The sequence below is a fragment of the Synechococcus sp. A18-25c genome, from assembly GCF_014280035.1.
GTDB lineage: Bacteria > Cyanobacteriota > Cyanobacteriia > PCC-6307 > Cyanobiaceae > Synechococcus_C.
The window spans coordinates 1,847,339-1,861,946 of the sequence record NZ_CP047957.1 but is presented as its reverse complement, the minus strand read 5'-3'; the positions used below and the strand labels follow the sequence as shown (position 1 = coordinate 1,861,946).

The 14,608-nt window shown below is 60.0% G+C and carries 20 protein-coding genes; 11 read left to right on the top strand and 9 right to left on the bottom strand.

What is annotated here, in order from left to right; all coding sequences use genetic code 11:
• Positions 1-13: 13 nt before the first annotated feature.
• Positions 14-589: a nucleoside triphosphate pyrophosphatase gene (locus SynA1825c_RS10285; RefSeq protein ID WP_186469206.1), complete on the top strand. Its 576-nt coding sequence runs from the start codon at positions 14-16 to the stop codon at positions 587-589.
• A gap of 79 nt (positions 590-668) precedes the next feature.
• Positions 669-929 carry a hypothetical protein gene (locus SynA1825c_RS10280; protein ID WP_186469205.1) on the top strand — a complete coding sequence of 87 codons (261 nt, stop codon included), beginning with the start codon at positions 669-671 and terminating at the stop codon, positions 927-929.
• Between the two features lie 174 nt (positions 930-1,103).
• Here SynA1825c_RS10280 and psbC read toward each other — a convergent pair whose 3' ends face one another.
• Together psbC and psbD are read right to left on the bottom strand one after the other, a co-directional pair.
• Positions 1,104-2,492 (bottom strand): photosystem II reaction center protein CP43, encoded by a 1,389-nt coding sequence (gene psbC / locus SynA1825c_RS10275; protein WP_186469204.1) that lies wholly within the window; start codon positions 2,490-2,492, stop codon positions 1,104-1,106.
• Positions 2,476-3,531 (bottom strand): photosystem II D2 protein (photosystem q(a) protein), encoded by a 1,056-nt coding sequence (gene psbD, locus SynA1825c_RS10270; RefSeq protein WP_006041823.1) that lies wholly within the window; start codon positions 3,529-3,531, stop codon positions 2,476-2,478. Before psbD ends, psbC begins: the two co-directional genes overlap by 17 nt.
• A gap of 221 nt (positions 3,532-3,752) precedes the next feature.
• On the opposite strand from psbD, the gene SynA1825c_RS10265 reads away from it, so the two are divergent.
• Both SynA1825c_RS10265 and SynA1825c_RS10260 read left to right on the top strand, forming a co-directional pair.
• On the top strand, positions 3,753-4,289 hold the full coding sequence (locus SynA1825c_RS10265; RefSeq protein ID WP_186469203.1) for a photosystem I assembly protein Ycf4: 537 nt from the start codon (positions 3,753-3,755) through the stop codon (positions 4,287-4,289).
• Between the two features lie 7 nt (positions 4,290-4,296).
• Complete coding sequence (locus tag SynA1825c_RS10260; RefSeq protein ID WP_186469202.1) at positions 4,297-4,986, top strand: peptidylprolyl isomerase; 690 nt, start codon at positions 4,297-4,299, stop codon at positions 4,984-4,986.
• A 24-nt stretch (positions 4,987-5,010) separates the two neighbouring features.
• Here SynA1825c_RS10260 and ilvN read toward each other — a convergent pair whose 3' ends face one another.
• Positions 5,011-5,541 (bottom strand): acetolactate synthase small subunit, encoded by a 531-nt coding sequence (ilvN, locus tag SynA1825c_RS10255; RefSeq protein WP_186469201.1) that lies wholly within the window; start codon positions 5,539-5,541, stop codon positions 5,011-5,013.
• Positions 5,538-6,521 (bottom strand): alpha/beta fold hydrolase, encoded by a 984-nt coding sequence (locus SynA1825c_RS10250; RefSeq protein WP_255476928.1) that lies wholly within the window; start codon positions 6,519-6,521, stop codon positions 5,538-5,540. The genes ilvN and SynA1825c_RS10250 overlap by 4 nt, the downstream gene beginning before the upstream one ends.
• Here SynA1825c_RS10250 and SynA1825c_RS10245 point away from each other — a divergent pair.
• The 5 genes from SynA1825c_RS10245 (at position 6,516) to SynA1825c_RS10225 (ending at position 9,908) form a co-directional block, all read left to right on the top strand.
• Positions 6,516-7,697, top strand: coding sequence for a N2,N2-dimethylguanosine tRNA methyltransferase (locus tag SynA1825c_RS10245; protein ID WP_255478361.1), 1,182 nt, complete (start codon positions 6,516-6,518; stop codon positions 7,695-7,697). The genes SynA1825c_RS10250 and SynA1825c_RS10245 overlap by 6 nt on opposite strands.
• Before the next feature lie 27 nt (positions 7,698-7,724).
• Positions 7,725-7,823: a cytochrome b6-f complex subunit PetM gene (petM, locus tag SynA1825c_RS10240; RefSeq protein ID WP_007100308.1), complete on the top strand. Its 99-nt coding sequence runs from the start codon at positions 7,725-7,727 to the stop codon at positions 7,821-7,823.
• A 53-nt stretch (positions 7,824-7,876) separates the two neighbouring features.
• Complete coding sequence (locus SynA1825c_RS10235) at positions 7,877-8,839, top strand: NAD(P)H-binding protein (RefSeq protein ID WP_186469198.1); 963 nt, start codon at positions 7,877-7,879, stop codon at positions 8,837-8,839.
• Between the two features lie 74 nt (positions 8,840-8,913).
• Positions 8,914-9,129, top strand: coding sequence for a hypothetical protein (locus tag SynA1825c_RS10230; protein WP_186469197.1), 216 nt, complete (start codon positions 8,914-8,916; stop codon positions 9,127-9,129).
• On the top strand, positions 9,129-9,908 hold the full coding sequence (locus SynA1825c_RS10225) for a methyltransferase domain-containing protein (RefSeq protein WP_186469196.1): 780 nt from the start codon (positions 9,129-9,131) through the stop codon (positions 9,906-9,908). Before SynA1825c_RS10230 ends, SynA1825c_RS10225 begins: the two co-directional genes overlap by 1 nt.
• On the opposite strand, the gene SynA1825c_RS10220 is transcribed toward SynA1825c_RS10225, so the two are convergent.
• Positions 9,868-10,488, bottom strand: a complete 621-nt coding sequence (locus tag SynA1825c_RS10220) for a pseudouridine synthase (protein WP_186469195.1) — start codon at positions 10,486-10,488, stop codon at positions 9,868-9,870. The two genes, SynA1825c_RS10225 and SynA1825c_RS10220, sit on opposite strands and share 41 nt — an antisense overlap.
• Positions 10,489-10,496: 8 nt before the next feature.
• Positions 10,497-10,709: a Nif11-like leader peptide family natural product precursor gene (locus tag SynA1825c_RS10215; RefSeq protein WP_255478360.1), complete on the bottom strand. Its 213-nt coding sequence runs from the start codon at positions 10,707-10,709 to the stop codon at positions 10,497-10,499.
• Between the two features lie 266 nt (positions 10,710-10,975).
• Here SynA1825c_RS10215 and infA point away from each other — a divergent pair, with 266 nt between their 5' ends.
• Positions 10,976-11,245, top strand: a complete 270-nt coding sequence (gene infA / locus SynA1825c_RS10210; RefSeq protein WP_006041809.1) for a translation initiation factor IF-1 — start codon at positions 10,976-10,978, stop codon at positions 11,243-11,245.
• A 3-nt stretch (positions 11,246-11,248) separates the two neighbouring features.
• Here the strand turns inward: infA and trxB are convergent, their stop codons facing one another.
• The 3 genes from trxB to SynA1825c_RS10195 all read right to left on the bottom strand — a co-directional run bounded on the left by trxB (position 11,249) and on the right by SynA1825c_RS10195 (position 14,459).
• Positions 11,249-12,610 carry a thioredoxin-disulfide reductase gene (gene trxB / locus SynA1825c_RS10205; protein ID WP_186469193.1) on the bottom strand — a complete coding sequence of 454 codons (1,362 nt, stop codon included), beginning with the start codon at positions 12,608-12,610 and terminating at the stop codon, positions 11,249-11,251.
• 154 nt (positions 12,611-12,764) lie between these two features.
• Positions 12,765-13,004: a hypothetical protein gene (locus SynA1825c_RS10200; RefSeq protein WP_186469192.1), complete on the bottom strand. Its 240-nt coding sequence runs from the start codon at positions 13,002-13,004 to the stop codon at positions 12,765-12,767.
• Between the two features lie 96 nt (positions 13,005-13,100).
• Positions 13,101-14,459, bottom strand: coding sequence for a DEAD/DEAH box helicase (locus SynA1825c_RS10195; RefSeq protein WP_370593807.1), 1,359 nt, complete (start codon positions 14,457-14,459; stop codon positions 13,101-13,103).
• Between SynA1825c_RS10195 and SynA1825c_RS13800 the strand changes: the two genes are divergently transcribed.
• Positions 14,403-14,561: a hypothetical protein gene (locus SynA1825c_RS13800; protein WP_370593745.1), complete on the top strand. Its 159-nt coding sequence runs from the start codon at positions 14,403-14,405 to the stop codon at positions 14,559-14,561. The two genes, SynA1825c_RS10195 and SynA1825c_RS13800, sit on opposite strands and share 57 nt — an antisense overlap.
• Positions 14,562-14,608: the final 47 nt, after the last annotated feature.

Below are 14,608 nucleotides of genomic sequence, written 5' to 3'. Positions count from 1 at the left end.
AATTGAGGGCTCCATGCTGCTGTTGGCTTCTGCGTCTCCGGCACGACGTCGTCTGCTTGAGCAAGCGGCCATCCCTCATCGGGTGCAGGTCAGCGGTGTGGATGAGTCCACCATCCACAATTCGGACCCCACCACGTTGGTTCAGCTGCTGGCCAAGGCGAAAGCGGAAGCGGTGGCGACGCAGCTGGCAGACACAGCCATCTCCGTTGTGTTGGGGTGCGACTCGGTGCTGGTGTTCAACGGTGTGGTGTTCGGCAAGCCGGCGGATGCCCAACAGGCGGCCGAGCGCTGGCGCCGCATGCGCGGCGGCTGGGGGGAGCTGCACACCGGGCATTGCCTGCTTGCACCGGCCTCGAACGCTTCCTTCAGTCCGCAGCTGACCTGCGTGACAACCCGCGTGCTGTTTTCTGACCTCAGCGATCAGGAGATTGAGGCTTACGTCAACAGCGGTGAGCCGCTGCAATGTGCCGGAGGCTTCGCTCTTGAAGGCCGTGGTGGCAGTTGTGTGGAGCGCCTTGATGGCTGCTACTCCAATGTGATCGGTTTGAGTCTTCCGCTGTTGCGGCGATGGTTGTCGTCTGTGCCATGACGCACCGCCGGCAACGGCATTGCCATTTTTTGACGCCCGTAGCTAATCCGAAGGCAGGCCCCTCCTCACACTTTTGGCCATGCTTCGTTGTCTTCTCCCGGTCACGGGTGCACTGTTGCTCGCAGGAACCCTGGCCCTCAACGCTTCGGGAATGGAGCCGTTGTCGGTGCATTCCACAGAGTCGAGTTCAGCGGCATTGAATCTGTCTGCTGAACAGGATTACTTCATGCAGTCCAGTGAAGAGCGGAGTCGAGCTGATGCTGGTCAGGCGCCGCCCTCGGCTGGTCAAGAACGCCATGAACCACCGGCGAGCCACACCCTCATGGATATGGGTTTCTGAGGGAAACACCACCGGACTCCAGCCATCGCCCCAGCACGTTGTGCAGCAAGTCGATTTTCTGTTGGCTGGAGTGGGTGCGCTGATCAGCGGTCGTGGCTTGCAATAAAAAACCCCCGCCTTGAGGCGAGGGTGAATGACAATCGCTTGAGGAACTGAATCGGCTGATCGGAATGATCAGTCGAGGTCGGGCATGGCGAGGGTCGGTTCGGCCTGGCGGTCGATCCCTTTCTCGAAACCGGCAGCAGCAGCACGGGCGCGGCCGGCATGCCAGAGGTGACCCACCAGGAAGAAGAAAGCAAGCACGAACTGTGTTGCAGCCAGCCACTGGCGGATGTTCACAAAGTTCACCGAGTTGGGTTCGGTGATGATGCCGCCCACAGAGTTGATCGACGCGTTGGGAGCGTGGGTCATGTACTCAGCAGCACGACGAACCTGCCAGGGCTGAATGTCGTTCTGAAGCTTGTCGAGGCTCAGACCGTTGGGACCACGCAGAGGCTCAAGCCAAGGGCCACGGAAGTCCCAGAAACGCATGGTTTCACCACCGAAGATGATCTCGCCGGTAGGGGAGCGCATCAGGTACTTACCGAGGCCTGTGGGGCCCATGGCCGAGCCGATGTTGGCGCCGAGGCGTTGGTCACGCACCAGGAAGGTGAAACTTTGAGCCTGGGAAGCTTCGGCGTTGGTGGGGCCGTAGAACTCCGAAGGGTAGGCCGTGTTGTTGAACCAGATGTAAGCCGAGGCAATGAAGCTCATGAAGCTCAGAGCGCCAAGGCTGTAGCTCAGGTAGGCCTCACCGTTCCAGATGAAGGCGCGACGCACCCAGCCGAAAGGCTTGGTGATCACGTGCCAGATGCCACCGAAGATCAGAGTCAAGCCCAACCAGATGTGGCCACCGATGATGTCCTCCATGGAGTTCACACCGATGATCCAGCCTTCGCCGCCGAAGGGGGCGCGGAACAGGTAACCGAAGATCACACCCGGGTCAAGAGTCGGGTTGGTGATCAAGCGGACGTCACCGCCACCGGGGGCCCAAGTGTCATAAACGCCGCCGAAGAACATGGCCTTGAAGACCAGCAGCAGGCAGCCGACGCCCAGAAGAATGAGGTGATAACCAATGATGTTGGTCATCTGGTTTTTGTCACGCCAGTCCTGCGAGAAGAACGTGGAGTAATTCTCCAGAATCTCCGGACCACGCAGGGCGTGATACAAGCCGCCTAGGCCAAGCACGGCGGAGCTGATCAGGTGCAGAACACCGACAACGAAGAAGGGGTAGAGATCGGTGACCTCACCACCGGGACCAACGCCGTAACCGAGGGTTGCGACGTGGGGGAACAGGATCAATCCCTGTTCGTACATGGGCTTATCGAAGGTGAAGTGGCTCACCTCGAAGAGCATCATCGCTCCGGCCCAGAACACCATCAGACCAGCGTGGGCCACGTGGGCACCCAGCAGACGGCCGGACAGGTTGATGAGACGGGCGTTACCAGACCACCAGGCGTAACCGGTGGAGTCGAGGTCTTTACCGCCAGTGGCGATAAGACCGGAATTAAAGGGCGTTTCCACGGGGCAGAACCTCTTCAGGGAAGACGAAGTTTTCGTGCGGCTGATCAGCCGGTGCCATCCAGGCACGCAGACCTTCATTCAGAAGGATGTTCTTGGTGTAGAAGGTCTCGAATTCGGGATCTTCTGCAGCGCGGATTTCCTGGGACACGAAGTCATAGGCGCGCAGGTTGAGAGCCAGACCGATGATGCCGATGGAGCTGGTCCACAGGCCCATCACAGGCACGAACAACATGAAGAAGTGCAGCCAGCGCTTGTTGGAGAAGGCGATCCCGAAGATCTGGCTCCAGAAGCGGTTGGCGGTGACCATGGAATAGGTCTCTTCTTCCTGGGTGGGCTCGAACGCCTTGAAGGTGTTGGCCTGCTCGCCATCCTCAAACAAGGTATTTTCCACGGTGGCGCCGTGGATGGCGCAGAGCAGTGCACCGCCGAGAATGCCGGCGACGCCCATCATGTGGAAAGGATTCAGGGTCCAGTTGTGGAAGCCCTGAAGGAAGAGGAGGAAGCGGAAGATCGCGGCCACACCAAAGGAGGGCGCGAAGAACCAGCTGCTCTGGCCGAGGGGATACATCAGGAAGACACTGACGAACACCGCAATCGGACCGGAGAAGGCGATGGCGTTGTAAGGACGAATGCCGACCAGACGTGCGATTTCGAACTGACGCAGCATGAAGCCGATCAGAGCGAAGGCACCGTGCAGTGCCACGAAGGCCCAGAGGCCGCCGAGCTGACACCAGCGCACGAAATCGCCTTGGGCCTCAGGGCCCCAAAGCAGCAGGAGGCTGTGACCCATCGCATCAGCGGGGGTTGAAACAGCAGCAGTCAGGAAGTTGCAACCTTCCAGGTACGACGAGGCGATGCCGTGGGTGTACCAGGAGGTGACAAAGGTGGTGCCTGTCAGCCAGCCACCAATGGCCAGATAGGCCGTCGGGAAGAGAAGGATGCCGGACCAGCCGACAAAAACGAAGCGGTCGCGCTTGAGCCAGTCATCGAGGACGTCAAACCATCCCCGCTGTGGCGCGCGTCCTACAGCGATCGTCATGAGAGGAGAACGGTGCGGTTGCCCGCAGGCTGTGGGATACCCGGCGACCTTAACAATCTCGACGGGCATTGCGGGGCTGAATTCCTTCACCTGAAATCGCTTGTATCCGAGCGTTTCTTCGGGGTTTCTTTCGCTTTTTTGACAGGGTTTGTGGCAGTGCTGCGCAACATCGCCACTCGCAACGCTTCAGCGGTCACAATGGGCGCTGCTTCCGGGCTGTGATGGCCGCTGATCTGCTCGAACAACCTGTTGTCGGTTCCCGGCGACTTTCCAACGTCTTAGTGGCTGCCATGGTCACGATTGGCGGTGTTGGATTTCTGTTCGCTTCTCTATCGAGTTACCTCGGTCGTGATCTGCTCCCGCTGGGGCACCCTGCGGGCTTGGTGTTCGTTCCCCAAGGACTGGTGATGGGGCTCTACAGCATCGCTGCTGCCTTGTTGGCCACTTACTTATGGTCTGTGATCGCCATTGATGTGGGCGCAGGTACCAACCGTTTTGATAAGTCAGCCGGGCTGGTGACCATTTCGCGTCGCGGGTTCCGCCGCCCCATCAGTGTTGAAATCCCCATCAAGGACATCCAGGCCGTAAAGGTGGAGGTTCGTGATGGTTTCAACACGCGCCGTCGGGTGTCCCTGCGAGTCCAAGGCCGTCGTGACATGCCGCTGACCCGCGTCGGTGAGCCTCTCCCCTTGGCGCAGCTCGAGCAAGACGGTGCTGAACTGGCACGTTTTCTGGGGGTCAATCTTGAAGGACTCTGATCGCAACGTGGTTCGGCAATCGCTTCAAGCTCTTTTCTCTTTGGCGCTCTGCCTTCCGTTGCTGGTGAGCTGCGCCGCCGAGACCACGGCTTCCATCCCGGTGGGCTGTGAACAGGCATCCACTCCTTGCCTGCAAGGGAAGGCCACCGTGGAAATCACCACCAGCAAAGGTGCGATCACCCTGGAACTCGACGGTGATGCAGCCCCAGTCACTGCGGGCAACTTTCTGGATCTGGCCAAACGGGGCGTTTACGACGGCACCGTGTTTCATCGCGTCGTGCGCGAACCCGTCCCTTTTGTCGTTCAAGGCGGCGATCCGGCCTCCAGTGACGCCTCCACACCCAAGAGCCAATACGGCACAGGAAGCTTCATCGACCCTTCCTCCGGTCAGGCCCGCTTCATTCCCCTGGAATTGTCATTCAGCGGAGATGAGCGTCCGCGCTACAGCCGTGTGGTGAGCAATCCCAGTGAACTGCTGCAGCTGACCCTGACCCATGAGCGTGGAGCTCTGGCCATGGCGCGTTCTCAGGCGCCGGATTCAGCGAGTGCGCAGTTCTACATCGCACTCAAGCCTCTTCCTGAGTTGGACGGCCGTTATGCAGTGTTCGGTCGCGTCACCGAGGGGCTTGATGTGGTGGATGCGATCCGACAGGACGACACGATCATCAAAGCGACGGTTCTGACGCCCGGTCTTTGAATCTGATCCCAGCGATGATGTCCGTCAGGCGGGTACGCGCCCGCCACTGATGGAGGCTTTGAGCAATTCGGTGTTCACCCCTGAGGCACGCTCAAGCGCGACCTTGCCGGTCCGCGCAATCTCGATGATGCCGTAAGGAGCCATCAGACGTTCCAGAGCCACCAATTTTCCGGGGTCACCCACCACTTCCAATGTGAGCGCGTCGTCGGCGACATCCACCACCTTGGCGCGGAACACCTGAACGAGTTCAAGAATGCCGCTGCGTTGCGGTGCCGGTGCTGACACCTTCATCAGCATCAGTTCACGCTCGACGGCAGGCCGTTGAGACAGATCCAGCACCTGAAGCACGTTGACCAATTTGTCCAGCTGTTTGGTCATTTGCTGGACGGTCTGTTCGTCGCCCTCGACGACCATGGTTAGCCGTGAGCGTCCAGCCTCTTCGCCTGGTCCGACAGCCAGGCTGTCGATGTTGAACCCTCGGCGGGCGAACAGGCCGGCTATGCGGCTGAGAGCGCCAGATTCGTCCTCGACCAGGACCGACAAGGTGTGCTTCATGCCTGGTGCTCGATCCCGGATGCGCGTCGTGTCTCACCCAAATTACGGTCCAGCCAGTGCAAAAGCTCTTGATGGAAAGCGTCCGGCGTCTCGTCATGGGGGCAATGGCCTGTGTTCTCGAGCACCTTCAGCTCCAACCAGGGGTGTTGCTGCTGGACGCTTTCACCAATCAGCAAGGGGATGAAACGGTCCTGGCGTCCCCACAGCAGCAGCACTGGAGGGGCATCGTGTCGGTTGCGCAAACGTTCCAGCAACCTGGGTGCTGTCATCTGTGGAGGGCGTAGGGCCATGCCCACACTCATCGATCGCAGGCTGCGTGGGGCTGATAGCCGTCGTGCGGGTTGGGCAATCAACCGCTGCAACTCTTTGTCGTCGCGGATTGAGCGTTGATAGGCACCTTGGAGTCCAACACGTAACAGCGGTGTGCGACTGATCAAGGGAACAATCAGTTCGAGGGGGAGCAGCCGACACGTCGTACGCACCAACACCCTTTGCAGGCGTCGCAGCCAGCGAGGTGGACGCTGGCGAGCGGGTTGAACCAGGGCCGGGTCTGGCAGCGGTGCCGCCACAACCGCTTGGACAAGCTGCGGAGCCAGGGTTGCTGTTGTCAGTGCTGTTAGGCCTCCCAGTGAGTTACCCACCAGTACGGCAGGTTTCTGGACCACCTCACGCAGAAAGGCCGCGAGTTGAAGCGCCCAGAGGCGGTTGTTGAGGGTGCATCCGGCGCTGAGCCCAGGCTGATGGGAGCGACCGAAACCAAGGAGGTCAAGGCTGAACACGCGGTAGCCCGCCTCCATGAGCGGATGGGCGTTGTGGCGCCAATGGCTGCTGCTAGCCCCGAACCCATGCACCAGCACCATCGCGGGTGCATCCGCAGGTCCCAGCACGCGCCAGTGGCAGCGCATGCCCATCCAGTTCCACTCCCCCGCTTCACCCCAGTCGGCACCCATGGAGGCAGGCTGGAAAGCGGTTGCTTGCACGCGCTGAAATCACCGGATCTTCACTATCGCGAAGGGGCAGCCTGCCTGCAGATCGGCGACGGCTTCTTTCGTCGGGAATCGCGTCCGTCAAGGGATCTTTCGGTGCTTCTGGCTGCCTTGCAGGTCTCTCAAGCGCAGCGGCCCCTGCGGTGGCTCGATTTGATGGCCGGTTGCGGCATCCGAGGCCTGCGCTGGGGGCTGGAGGCCCGGCAGATCGCTCAACAACAGGTGGAGCTATGGGTCAATGACGCTGATCCTGACCGGGGTTCTCTGCTGGCGGCAAATCTTCAGCCACTGCGCAGCGCGTCAGGGTTGACGTTGCGCACGAGCCACTTGGCTGCTGAACGGCTCTTGCGTCAGGCCTACCTCGATCAGAGCTTCTTTGATCTGGTCGATCTCGACGCCTTTGGCTGCCCGAATGTGCTGCTGCAGTCGGCCCTTGCTGTGCTGCGCTTTGGCGGTGTGCTCATCGTGGCCAGCACGGATGGACGTTCACCCACCGGTCATGACCGCTCAGCCGCGATCCGACGCTTTGGCGCAGCGGCGCGTGCCCATCCTGCGAGTTGGGAACTGGCGCTGCGGCTGCAGCTGGCCGCGATTGCCCGGGAGGCTTGGTTGCTGGGGCGCGGTGTTGAGCCAGTTGCCTGTTTCAGCGATGGCCGCACCTTTCGACTGGCGGTGCGCTTGCGGCATCGGGCCTCAGCACGGGAGGAGGAGCAATTGGGTCTGCTGGCGCGGTGCGAGCGCTGCGGTGATCAGTCAGTGCAGTCATTGCTCAAGCTCTCCGGTTGGAGATCCTGTGCCTGCGAGGACGGTTTGGGCCGTTGGGCGGTGACGGGGCCGCTCTGGACCGGTCCTTTGCAGTCACCGTTGCAGTTGCAAGCGTTGCTCGATCTTGATCCTCTGCTGCCTGGATCACTCTCGCCAGCGGGCCGGAACTTGCTGCAGCGTCTCCAGCAGGATGCCGGGCAGCCTGTTTGCTGTTGGTCTACGGCAGAACTGGCCAAGCGTCTTGGCATCGGCGGACCGCCTGCGCTGGCGGCGCTTGTTGCGGCCTTGCGGACCCAGGGGCACCATGCCCACGCGAGTGGCGTAATGGCAGGACAGCTGCGTACGGATGCGCCATTGGCCGTGTTGTTACAGCAGTGCGTCGATCTGGCGGCTGAGGGGCCTTAAATGGGTGTCGATCGTGACCCCAGCTCAATGGCCTCGGAGATTTTCGGAACAGCAGCAATTTTTTGGGTGCTGATCCCCGTGGGCTTGGCGGGTGGTGCCTTGTTGCTCAAGCTTCAGAAAGACTGATCCTCGTTTGTGCAGGGAGCACCATTAAGCTCCCACCTTGCCTTTGAGAGCCTATGCAGGTCCTGGTGGTTGGTGGAACGGGAACCCTGGGTCGGCAGATCGCCCGCAGGGCTCTCGATCAGGGGCACGACGTTCGTTGCATGGTGCGCACCCCCAGGAAAGCTTCATTCCTTCAGGAATGGGGGGTCGAGCTCACCCGCGGTGATCTGTTAGAGCCGGCGAGTCTTGACTACGCCCTGGATGGCGTCGACGCCGTTATCGATGCAGCCACCAGTCGCCCGGACGACCCCAGGAGCATCTACGAGACGGACTGGGACGGAAAGCTGAATCTGCTAAGAGCCTGTGAACGCGCGGGCGTGAAACGCCTCGTATTCCTTTCGCTGCTGGATGCGGACAAGCACCGTGATGTTCCTCTGATGGACATCAAGTACTGCACCGAGAAGCTGCTCCGGGAGTCCGAGCTGGACTACACCGTGCTTCAAGGCGCTGCCTTCATGCAGGGCGTCATCAGTCAGTTTGCGATCCCCGTTCTCGAGAGCCAGACCGTTTGGGTGAGCGGCAGTCCCACCTCAATTGCTTACATGAACACCCAGGACATGGCGCGATTTGCCGTGTCTGCTCTCGATCATCCCCACACCATTCGCAAAACCTTTCCAGTGGTGGGGCCCAAGGCATGGAACACCGGTGAGGTGGTTCAGCTCTGTGAGCTGGCCTCCGGAAAATCAGCCCGCGTGTTTCGTGTTCCCCCCGCGTTACTGGATCTCACGGCAGGGATCTGCTCCTTCTTTGAGCCTGCGGTGAATGTGGCAGAGCGTTTGGCTTTCGCGGCCGTGACGGGTGGCGGGGGAAGCTTGAGTGCCCCGATGGACGAGACCTACACCAGTTTTGAGATTGATCCGGAAGAGATCACGGGCCTGGAGGAGTACATCCGCGAGTACTACGACACGATCTTGAAGCGCCTGCGCGCCATGGAGGCCGATCTCGACAAGGACGCCAAGAAAAAATTGCCATTCTGATCCAAGCGTTCGCCAATTCGTCTAGTTGATTTGTACTGGTTTTCGTTAAGGTGGCGTTCTGATGCTCCCTGTTGATGTCCGCCGCTCAAGTCAAAAATCTGCAGCGTCGTCTCGACAACCTCGCTCGTGAAGCGGAAACCGAGCTCGATCGCGCCTGTGGTCATGACCTCTGGCGCAGCATCGGTTTCGATGCCTTCGACAGCTTGGAGGACAACGACCGCCGTGCCAGCGCCAACTACTACTACGGTCAATGGTCGACCGTGCGTGAATTGCAGGAGGTACTGAGCTGATGAGCGAAGGATGTTGTGGTCCATCCCTGGATCAGACGCAGGCTGTCGAGGCGCGTTACGGCGCGGCAGCGCAAGAGCAGGAGGCTTGTCTTTGCACGCCTGTCGCCTTTGACACCTCTCTGCTTGCCGTCATTCCTGAGGCGGTAGTGGAGCGCGATTACGGCTGCGGGGATCCGACAGGATGGGTCAAGCCTGGTGACACCGTTCTCGATCTCGGCAGTGGCAGTGGCAAGAATGCCTTTATTTGTGCTCAGGTTGTGGGCCCATCCGGTGCTGTGATCGGTGTGGATCGCAACGCCGACATGCTGGCGCTTTCGCGTCAAGCTGCTCCGGTGGTGGCCGAAACGGTGGGTTACGACAACGTTCGCTTTGTTGAAGGTGCCATTGAGTCATTGGATGCACCCACGGCTGCAGGCGAACTGCTAATCGCCACCGCCAGTGTCGATGTCGTGTTGAGCAACTGTGTGCTCAACCTGGTGAATCCTTCGGCGAGGACATCCCTGTTGCACAACATCCGCAGAGTGCTGCGCCCGGGTGGTCGTGTTGCGATCAGCGACATCGTCTGCGATCGACCCGTCCCCGATCATTTGCAGCGGGATGCAGAGCTCTGGAGCGGTTGCATTAGTGGTGCCTGGCAAGAAGAGGCGTTCTTGGCTGATTTCCGTGCACTCGGTTTTGAGGATGTGACCTACGCCGATCGCTCCGATCAGCCCTGGCGAGTTGTGGAGGGGATTGAATTCAGGGCTGTGACGTTGATCGGTGCCTTGCCGGCCGCTTGAGCAGAGCCATGAGGCGATCCTGTTCATTGGCAGTGACGGCTCGCCATTCTCCTGAACCAAGGTTGTCTAGGCTGAGTGGTGGGCCGCCATCCATCAAGTCCACGCTGTGGCGAATCAGCCGCAAGGTGGGCAGCCCGACGGTGGCTGTCATGCGCCGGACCTGACGATTGCGTCCTTCGGTGAGGCTGATCTTCAGCCACGTGGTTGGAATGCTTCGCCGTGTGCGGATCGGGGGCTCGCGTTCTGGCAATGCTTGCCAGCATGCGGTGGTCAGAGGTTCAACGCGCGCTGGTCGCGTGCGCTGTTTCTGAACAACAACGCCCTGACGCAGTGCCTCCAGTTGAGAGGGAATCGGTGTTCCCTCCACTTGCACCCAATACGTGCGCCAATGACCGAACCGGGGATCCGTCAAGCGTTGTTGAAGACGGCCGTTGGCTGTGAGCAATAGAAGCCCCTCACTGTCTGCATCCAATCGGCCGGCCGGGTAGACCCCAGGGACGTCAACCCAATCAGCCAGAGAATCCCAGCGACTGTTTGGTTCTGATGTGAACTGGCTCAGAACCCCGAAGGGCTTATGCAAAAGAAGCGTCAGGAGTGATCACCGAAGCAAATCAACAGAGCTTCACCCCAGCTGGAGGCATCGTTGATGTGATCGTCATGCATGTGCTGCATCCGATCAGCCTGCATTTTCATCATCGTTGCCTGAGTGAACTCGTGACCTTGCTCTTTCGCGAGATCCACCACGTGCTTTGGGGTGGCAGCTTGACGCACCTGTTCGCGAACCTGGGAGTCGGACTGCACAAGGGCAGCAAATGCGGCAAGGGCTGACTCGGACACAGTGATGGGGCGTTTCTTCGAAGATTAGGTGGATTTCTGACGGGCTCGCCAGAGATTGACAGCACCGATGGAAATCATCAGAAGCCCCAGATCCATGGAAAGGGGAGGAAGAATCATCGCGGTGTCGTTGCGCTGCGTGACCCTAGGGAGATGACCTTGCGCATGGGGATGATTCGGGAGCGGATGGCCTTCTAAAATGTTGGTGTGTTTTGTCAGGTCAACGCCGGCGCATGATTGAAACCTCGGGTGTGATCGAGAAAGAACAGGGCAATGGGTTCTACCTTGTGACTCTGGAGCAGCCCGCAGGTCACCAATGCCTTTGCCGTGCTGCTGGCAAGCTCACCAAGTTCCGCATCAAGTTGCTCGCCGGCGACAAGGTGTTGGTTGAGATCAGCCCATACGACCTCACCCGTGGTCGGATTACTTACCGGGAACGCAACGCAGGCGCTCCCGGTGGTCGTCCGGGTGGCAACCGTCCCGGTGGTCCACGCCGTCGCTGAGCCTCAGCGCTCGACCAGCAGTGATTGGATCGAATCCTTGAATTCGCTGCGCTGCTTGACACCACGCCACTGCTGCTTCAGTTCCTTGTCGTAGAACAGTTGCACGGTTGGAGTTCCATTCACACCGGCCTGTTCAGCGATCGCTTGGTCGGCTTCGATGTCGATTTCAATCCCTTGTGCAGCGCCTGAGAGTTCATCCAACACCCGTTTGAGCTGTGGCTTGAGCACATGGCATGGACCACAGCTGGGGGAGGTGTACACCACGAGCAAGGGTTTGGTGCTGTCGTGATACAGCTTCCGCAGTGCGTAGCTGCCCTTCTGCCAAAGGGCCGAAGGGTCGTAGGTGGATTCGGTGGTTTCAACCGTTGCTTGCGGTGTCTCAGCCGAGGCGGGTTCGGTTTGTTCCCGTGTCACCAGTGAAGCCAGGTTGTTGTGGCTGAGCCACCGTTCGGCTGCAAGGGCGGCCTGACAGCCACTCCCGGCAGCCGTAATGCCTTGGCGCCACTCAGCATCAGCCACATCACCAGCGGCGAACACGCCTTCCATCGAGGTTTCAGGCCGACCTGGCTGGGTGATCAGATAACCCTTGGAATCACACTTGAGCTGGTCCTCCAGGATGTCTGTGTTGGGCGTGTGGCCGATGGCGTAAAACACGCCGCTCACCGGAAGGTGCTCTTCGAGGCCGCTATCGCGGCGAAGCAGCATTAAGCCTTTCAGCCAATCGTCTCCGGTCGCGTCCAGCACCTGAGTGTTCCAGTGCACCGTGATCTGAGGGTTTGCCTGGACGCGATCACCCATGGCGGCACTTGCACGCAGTCGATCCGAGCGCACCAAGAGGTGTACGTGGCTGCCGTATTTGGTGAGATAGACAGCTTCTTCGCAGGCCGAGTCACCGCCGCCCACCACGGCCAGTTCCTCGTTGCGGAACTGAGGGGTGGCTCCGTCGCAGATGGCGCAGGCACTGATGCCCTGGCTCCAGAAGCGCTCCTCGTTGGGAAGTCCCAAGCGATTGGCGCTGGCGCCTGTGGCGATGATCAGAGCATGGGTTTCGATCGTCTGACCATCGCATTGGATGCGGTAGGGGCGCTGGCTCAGATCAATGGCATCAGCGTCGGCCTCCAGCAAGCGAGTGCCCCAGCGGCTGGCCTGAGCTTTCATTAGATCCATCAGATCAGGACCCAACACCCCGTCCGGAAAGCCGGGAAAGTTTTCCACGTGCGTGGTCGTCATCAGCTGTCCGCCAGGAATGCCTCCCCGCTGGAATCCTGTAATCAGCAAGGGGCTCAGATTGGCTCGTGCGGCGTAGATCGCAGCGGTGTATCCGGCGGGTCCAGACCCCACAATCACCAGATTTTCGACCGCCATGGCTTATGCGGAGTGACTATGAGTTAACTCTAAGGCCGCGACGGTCGGCTCCGGGAGCCAAGACCTTGAAACCGCGAAGACCTTATTGGTGAGTAAAAAGTAGACGAACAGCGTGGAGCTTCGACTTCCAGCGCTTAATATTGTCTTTAGATTCTTAGCTGTCCTCAAGTGCAGTGCCGAAGTATTGGTGCTTGCTTTTGTTAGGAGCCTGTTGAACGCTCATCACTGAGTCCTCAAGCAGCTCTGGATGTTCCCCAAGGCAAGTGATCCATTCTCGGAATTCTTCGGTCAGCGCGTAACTATCCTCGTAGCGCTCAGCACTGTCGAGAACAGCGATCCGGGTGGATGCCCAGCAGGTGGCAACGCTGACGCGACGTTCAAGAGCTGCATCCATGACGGTCTCCCAGATGGTGGCCAGGTTGATTGCTGATGGGTCGTCATCAGCCCTGAATTCGCTAAACGTCGCATTTTTTTTGGCGCACAAATGTTTTCAACGCTGCAAAAAACTGGGTAATTCCGGAGTTTTCATGCGAATGACTGCTCCGGCTCCATCCTCAACCGCCTCCATCGGCAAGCTCGGCCCTCGCCAGGAGCCTCCGTTGTCGGTCCGGTCTTGATCGTCAGCCACTGCCGGAACGGCGATGCAATAAGGCTCAGAGAGCGACCAGCTGCGCGCGTACTGCATGAGGAGTGGATCTGCTGGCGCAAACACATACGAGGGTTCGCGTGGAATGGATTCCAGGCCTGCCCGTTCGCCGCACATCCGCACCGCACGCGTGATGCCCTGCACGAACCGGCTGCGGGTCACCACTGTGGTGAGGTAGGCCACCACTCTGATGCGAGAGGCATCAAAGCCCTCTGCGCACATGTCGATGCTCACCAACCAGTCAGCCGGGCCGGTCTGAAAGCCGCTTAAGCGTGCAGCGGCATCGGGGTCCTGCGAGTGCACGAAATCCACCCGGTCGCCCTCTTCCTCCAGCAGCAAGGTGATGGCGCGCGCGTGCTCGATATCGCGTGCAATCACGAGACCGCCGGCGCGTGGGTGCTTGTTGCGCACCTTCTCGAGTTGTTTGCGGGCCCGCAGCAGCAGTTGCAGCGCAATGCTGCTGCGATCGGATAAACGAATGGCGCGGCGCAGATTGCGAGCTCGCCAGCTTTCACGCTGTTCGGCCGACAACGGTGAGACCTCTCGGTCTGGGATGCCCTCCTGGCCGTGCTCCACCCAGCCGTCCTGAAAGCGGAACTCCAGGGGTCGAACATCTCCTGCTGCAATCAGTTCCCTCGGTTCAACGGAAAGATCCGGATGAATCTGTTCCACCAGTTGTCCCTGTTCCTCGACGCGCACCCGTCGGGCTGCACAGAAGGCCAGGTTGTCGGCGCGAAAGGGGGTGCCGGTCAAGCCGAGGCGCAACCGCGCACGGCTACTCAGTTCCAGAAAGCTTTGACCCCAGACGGGCCCATCCGGTTCATCAGGGTCGACGCCAAGGTGATGGGCTTCATCCGCGATGGCCAGAAGTGTTTCCGCGTTCCATCGTTGGAGTTCGGCTGACAACGCCTGCTGCTGTCGACCGGCTCCCTGATAGCTGACGAGCCAGCCATCAGCTTCACTGTTCAGCTGGTCCGGTCCCGACCACAGCTCGAGCGTCAGTCCCACTCGAGCTGCGGCGCTTTGCCACTGGCTGAGGATGGAGGTGCGGTGGCAGAAGACCAGGATGTGCTCGAGTCGCTGTTCCTGTTGCATCGCCTGGAACGCCAGCAAGGCGCCCAGTGTTTTGCCTGCTCCAGGACCCGCATGGATCAGCACATCCCGGGCTGCATGGATCTCGGGTTGCAGCCGTCTGCGGAGCAGCTGAGTCAGCTGCTGCTGCCATTCCCTGGGGCGAATGGAGTGACCTTGGGGCTTGGCGCCAAGGGCAAAAGACGGTGTGTCGATAGCAACGCTGAAAGTTAGGTCTTTCTAACCATTTCAAACGTCTGCGCCACCTTTACCTTCCGACC

Excerpts from the sequence above, each read along its gene's own strand:
- SynA1825c_RS10285 (WP_186469206.1), top strand. The coding sequence starts at position 14 with ATGCTGCTGTTGGCTTCTGCGTCTCCGGCACGACGTCGTCTGCTTGAG.
- SynA1825c_RS10280 (WP_186469205.1), top strand. The coding sequence starts at position 669 with ATGCTTCGTTGTCTTCTCCCGGTCACGGGTGCACTGTTGCTCGCAGGA.
- psbD (WP_006041823.1), bottom strand. The coding sequence starts at position 3,531 with ATGACGATCGCTGTAGGACGCGCGCCACAGCGGGGATGGTTTGACGTC.
- SynA1825c_RS10265 (WP_186469203.1), top strand. The coding sequence starts at position 3,753 with ATGGCCGCTGATCTGCTCGAACAACCTGTTGTCGGTTCCCGGCGACTT.
- ilvN (WP_186469201.1), bottom strand. The coding sequence starts at position 5,541 with ATGAAGCACACCTTGTCGGTCCTGGTCGAGGACGAATCTGGCGCTCTC.
- petM (WP_007100308.1), top strand. The coding sequence starts at position 7,725 with ATGGCCTCGGAGATTTTCGGAACAGCAGCAATTTTTTGGGTGCTGATC.
- SynA1825c_RS10235 (WP_186469198.1), top strand. The coding sequence starts at position 7,877 with ATGCAGGTCCTGGTGGTTGGTGGAACGGGAACCCTGGGTCGGCAGATC.
- SynA1825c_RS10230 (WP_186469197.1), top strand. The coding sequence starts at position 8,914 with ATGTCCGCCGCTCAAGTCAAAAATCTGCAGCGTCGTCTCGACAACCTC.
- SynA1825c_RS10225 (WP_186469196.1), top strand. The coding sequence starts at position 9,129 with ATGAGCGAAGGATGTTGTGGTCCATCCCTGGATCAGACGCAGGCTGTC.
- infA (WP_006041809.1), top strand. The coding sequence starts at position 10,976 with ATGATTGAAACCTCGGGTGTGATCGAGAAAGAACAGGGCAATGGGTTC.
- trxB (WP_186469193.1), bottom strand. The coding sequence starts at position 12,610 with ATGGCGGTCGAAAATCTGGTGATTGTGGGGTCTGGACCCGCCGGATAC.
- SynA1825c_RS10200 (WP_186469192.1), bottom strand. The coding sequence starts at position 13,004 with ATGGATGCAGCTCTTGAACGTCGCGTCAGCGTTGCCACCTGCTGGGCA.
- SynA1825c_RS13800 (WP_370593745.1), top strand. The coding sequence starts at position 14,403 with ATGGATCAGCACATCCCGGGCTGCATGGATCTCGGGTTGCAGCCGTCT.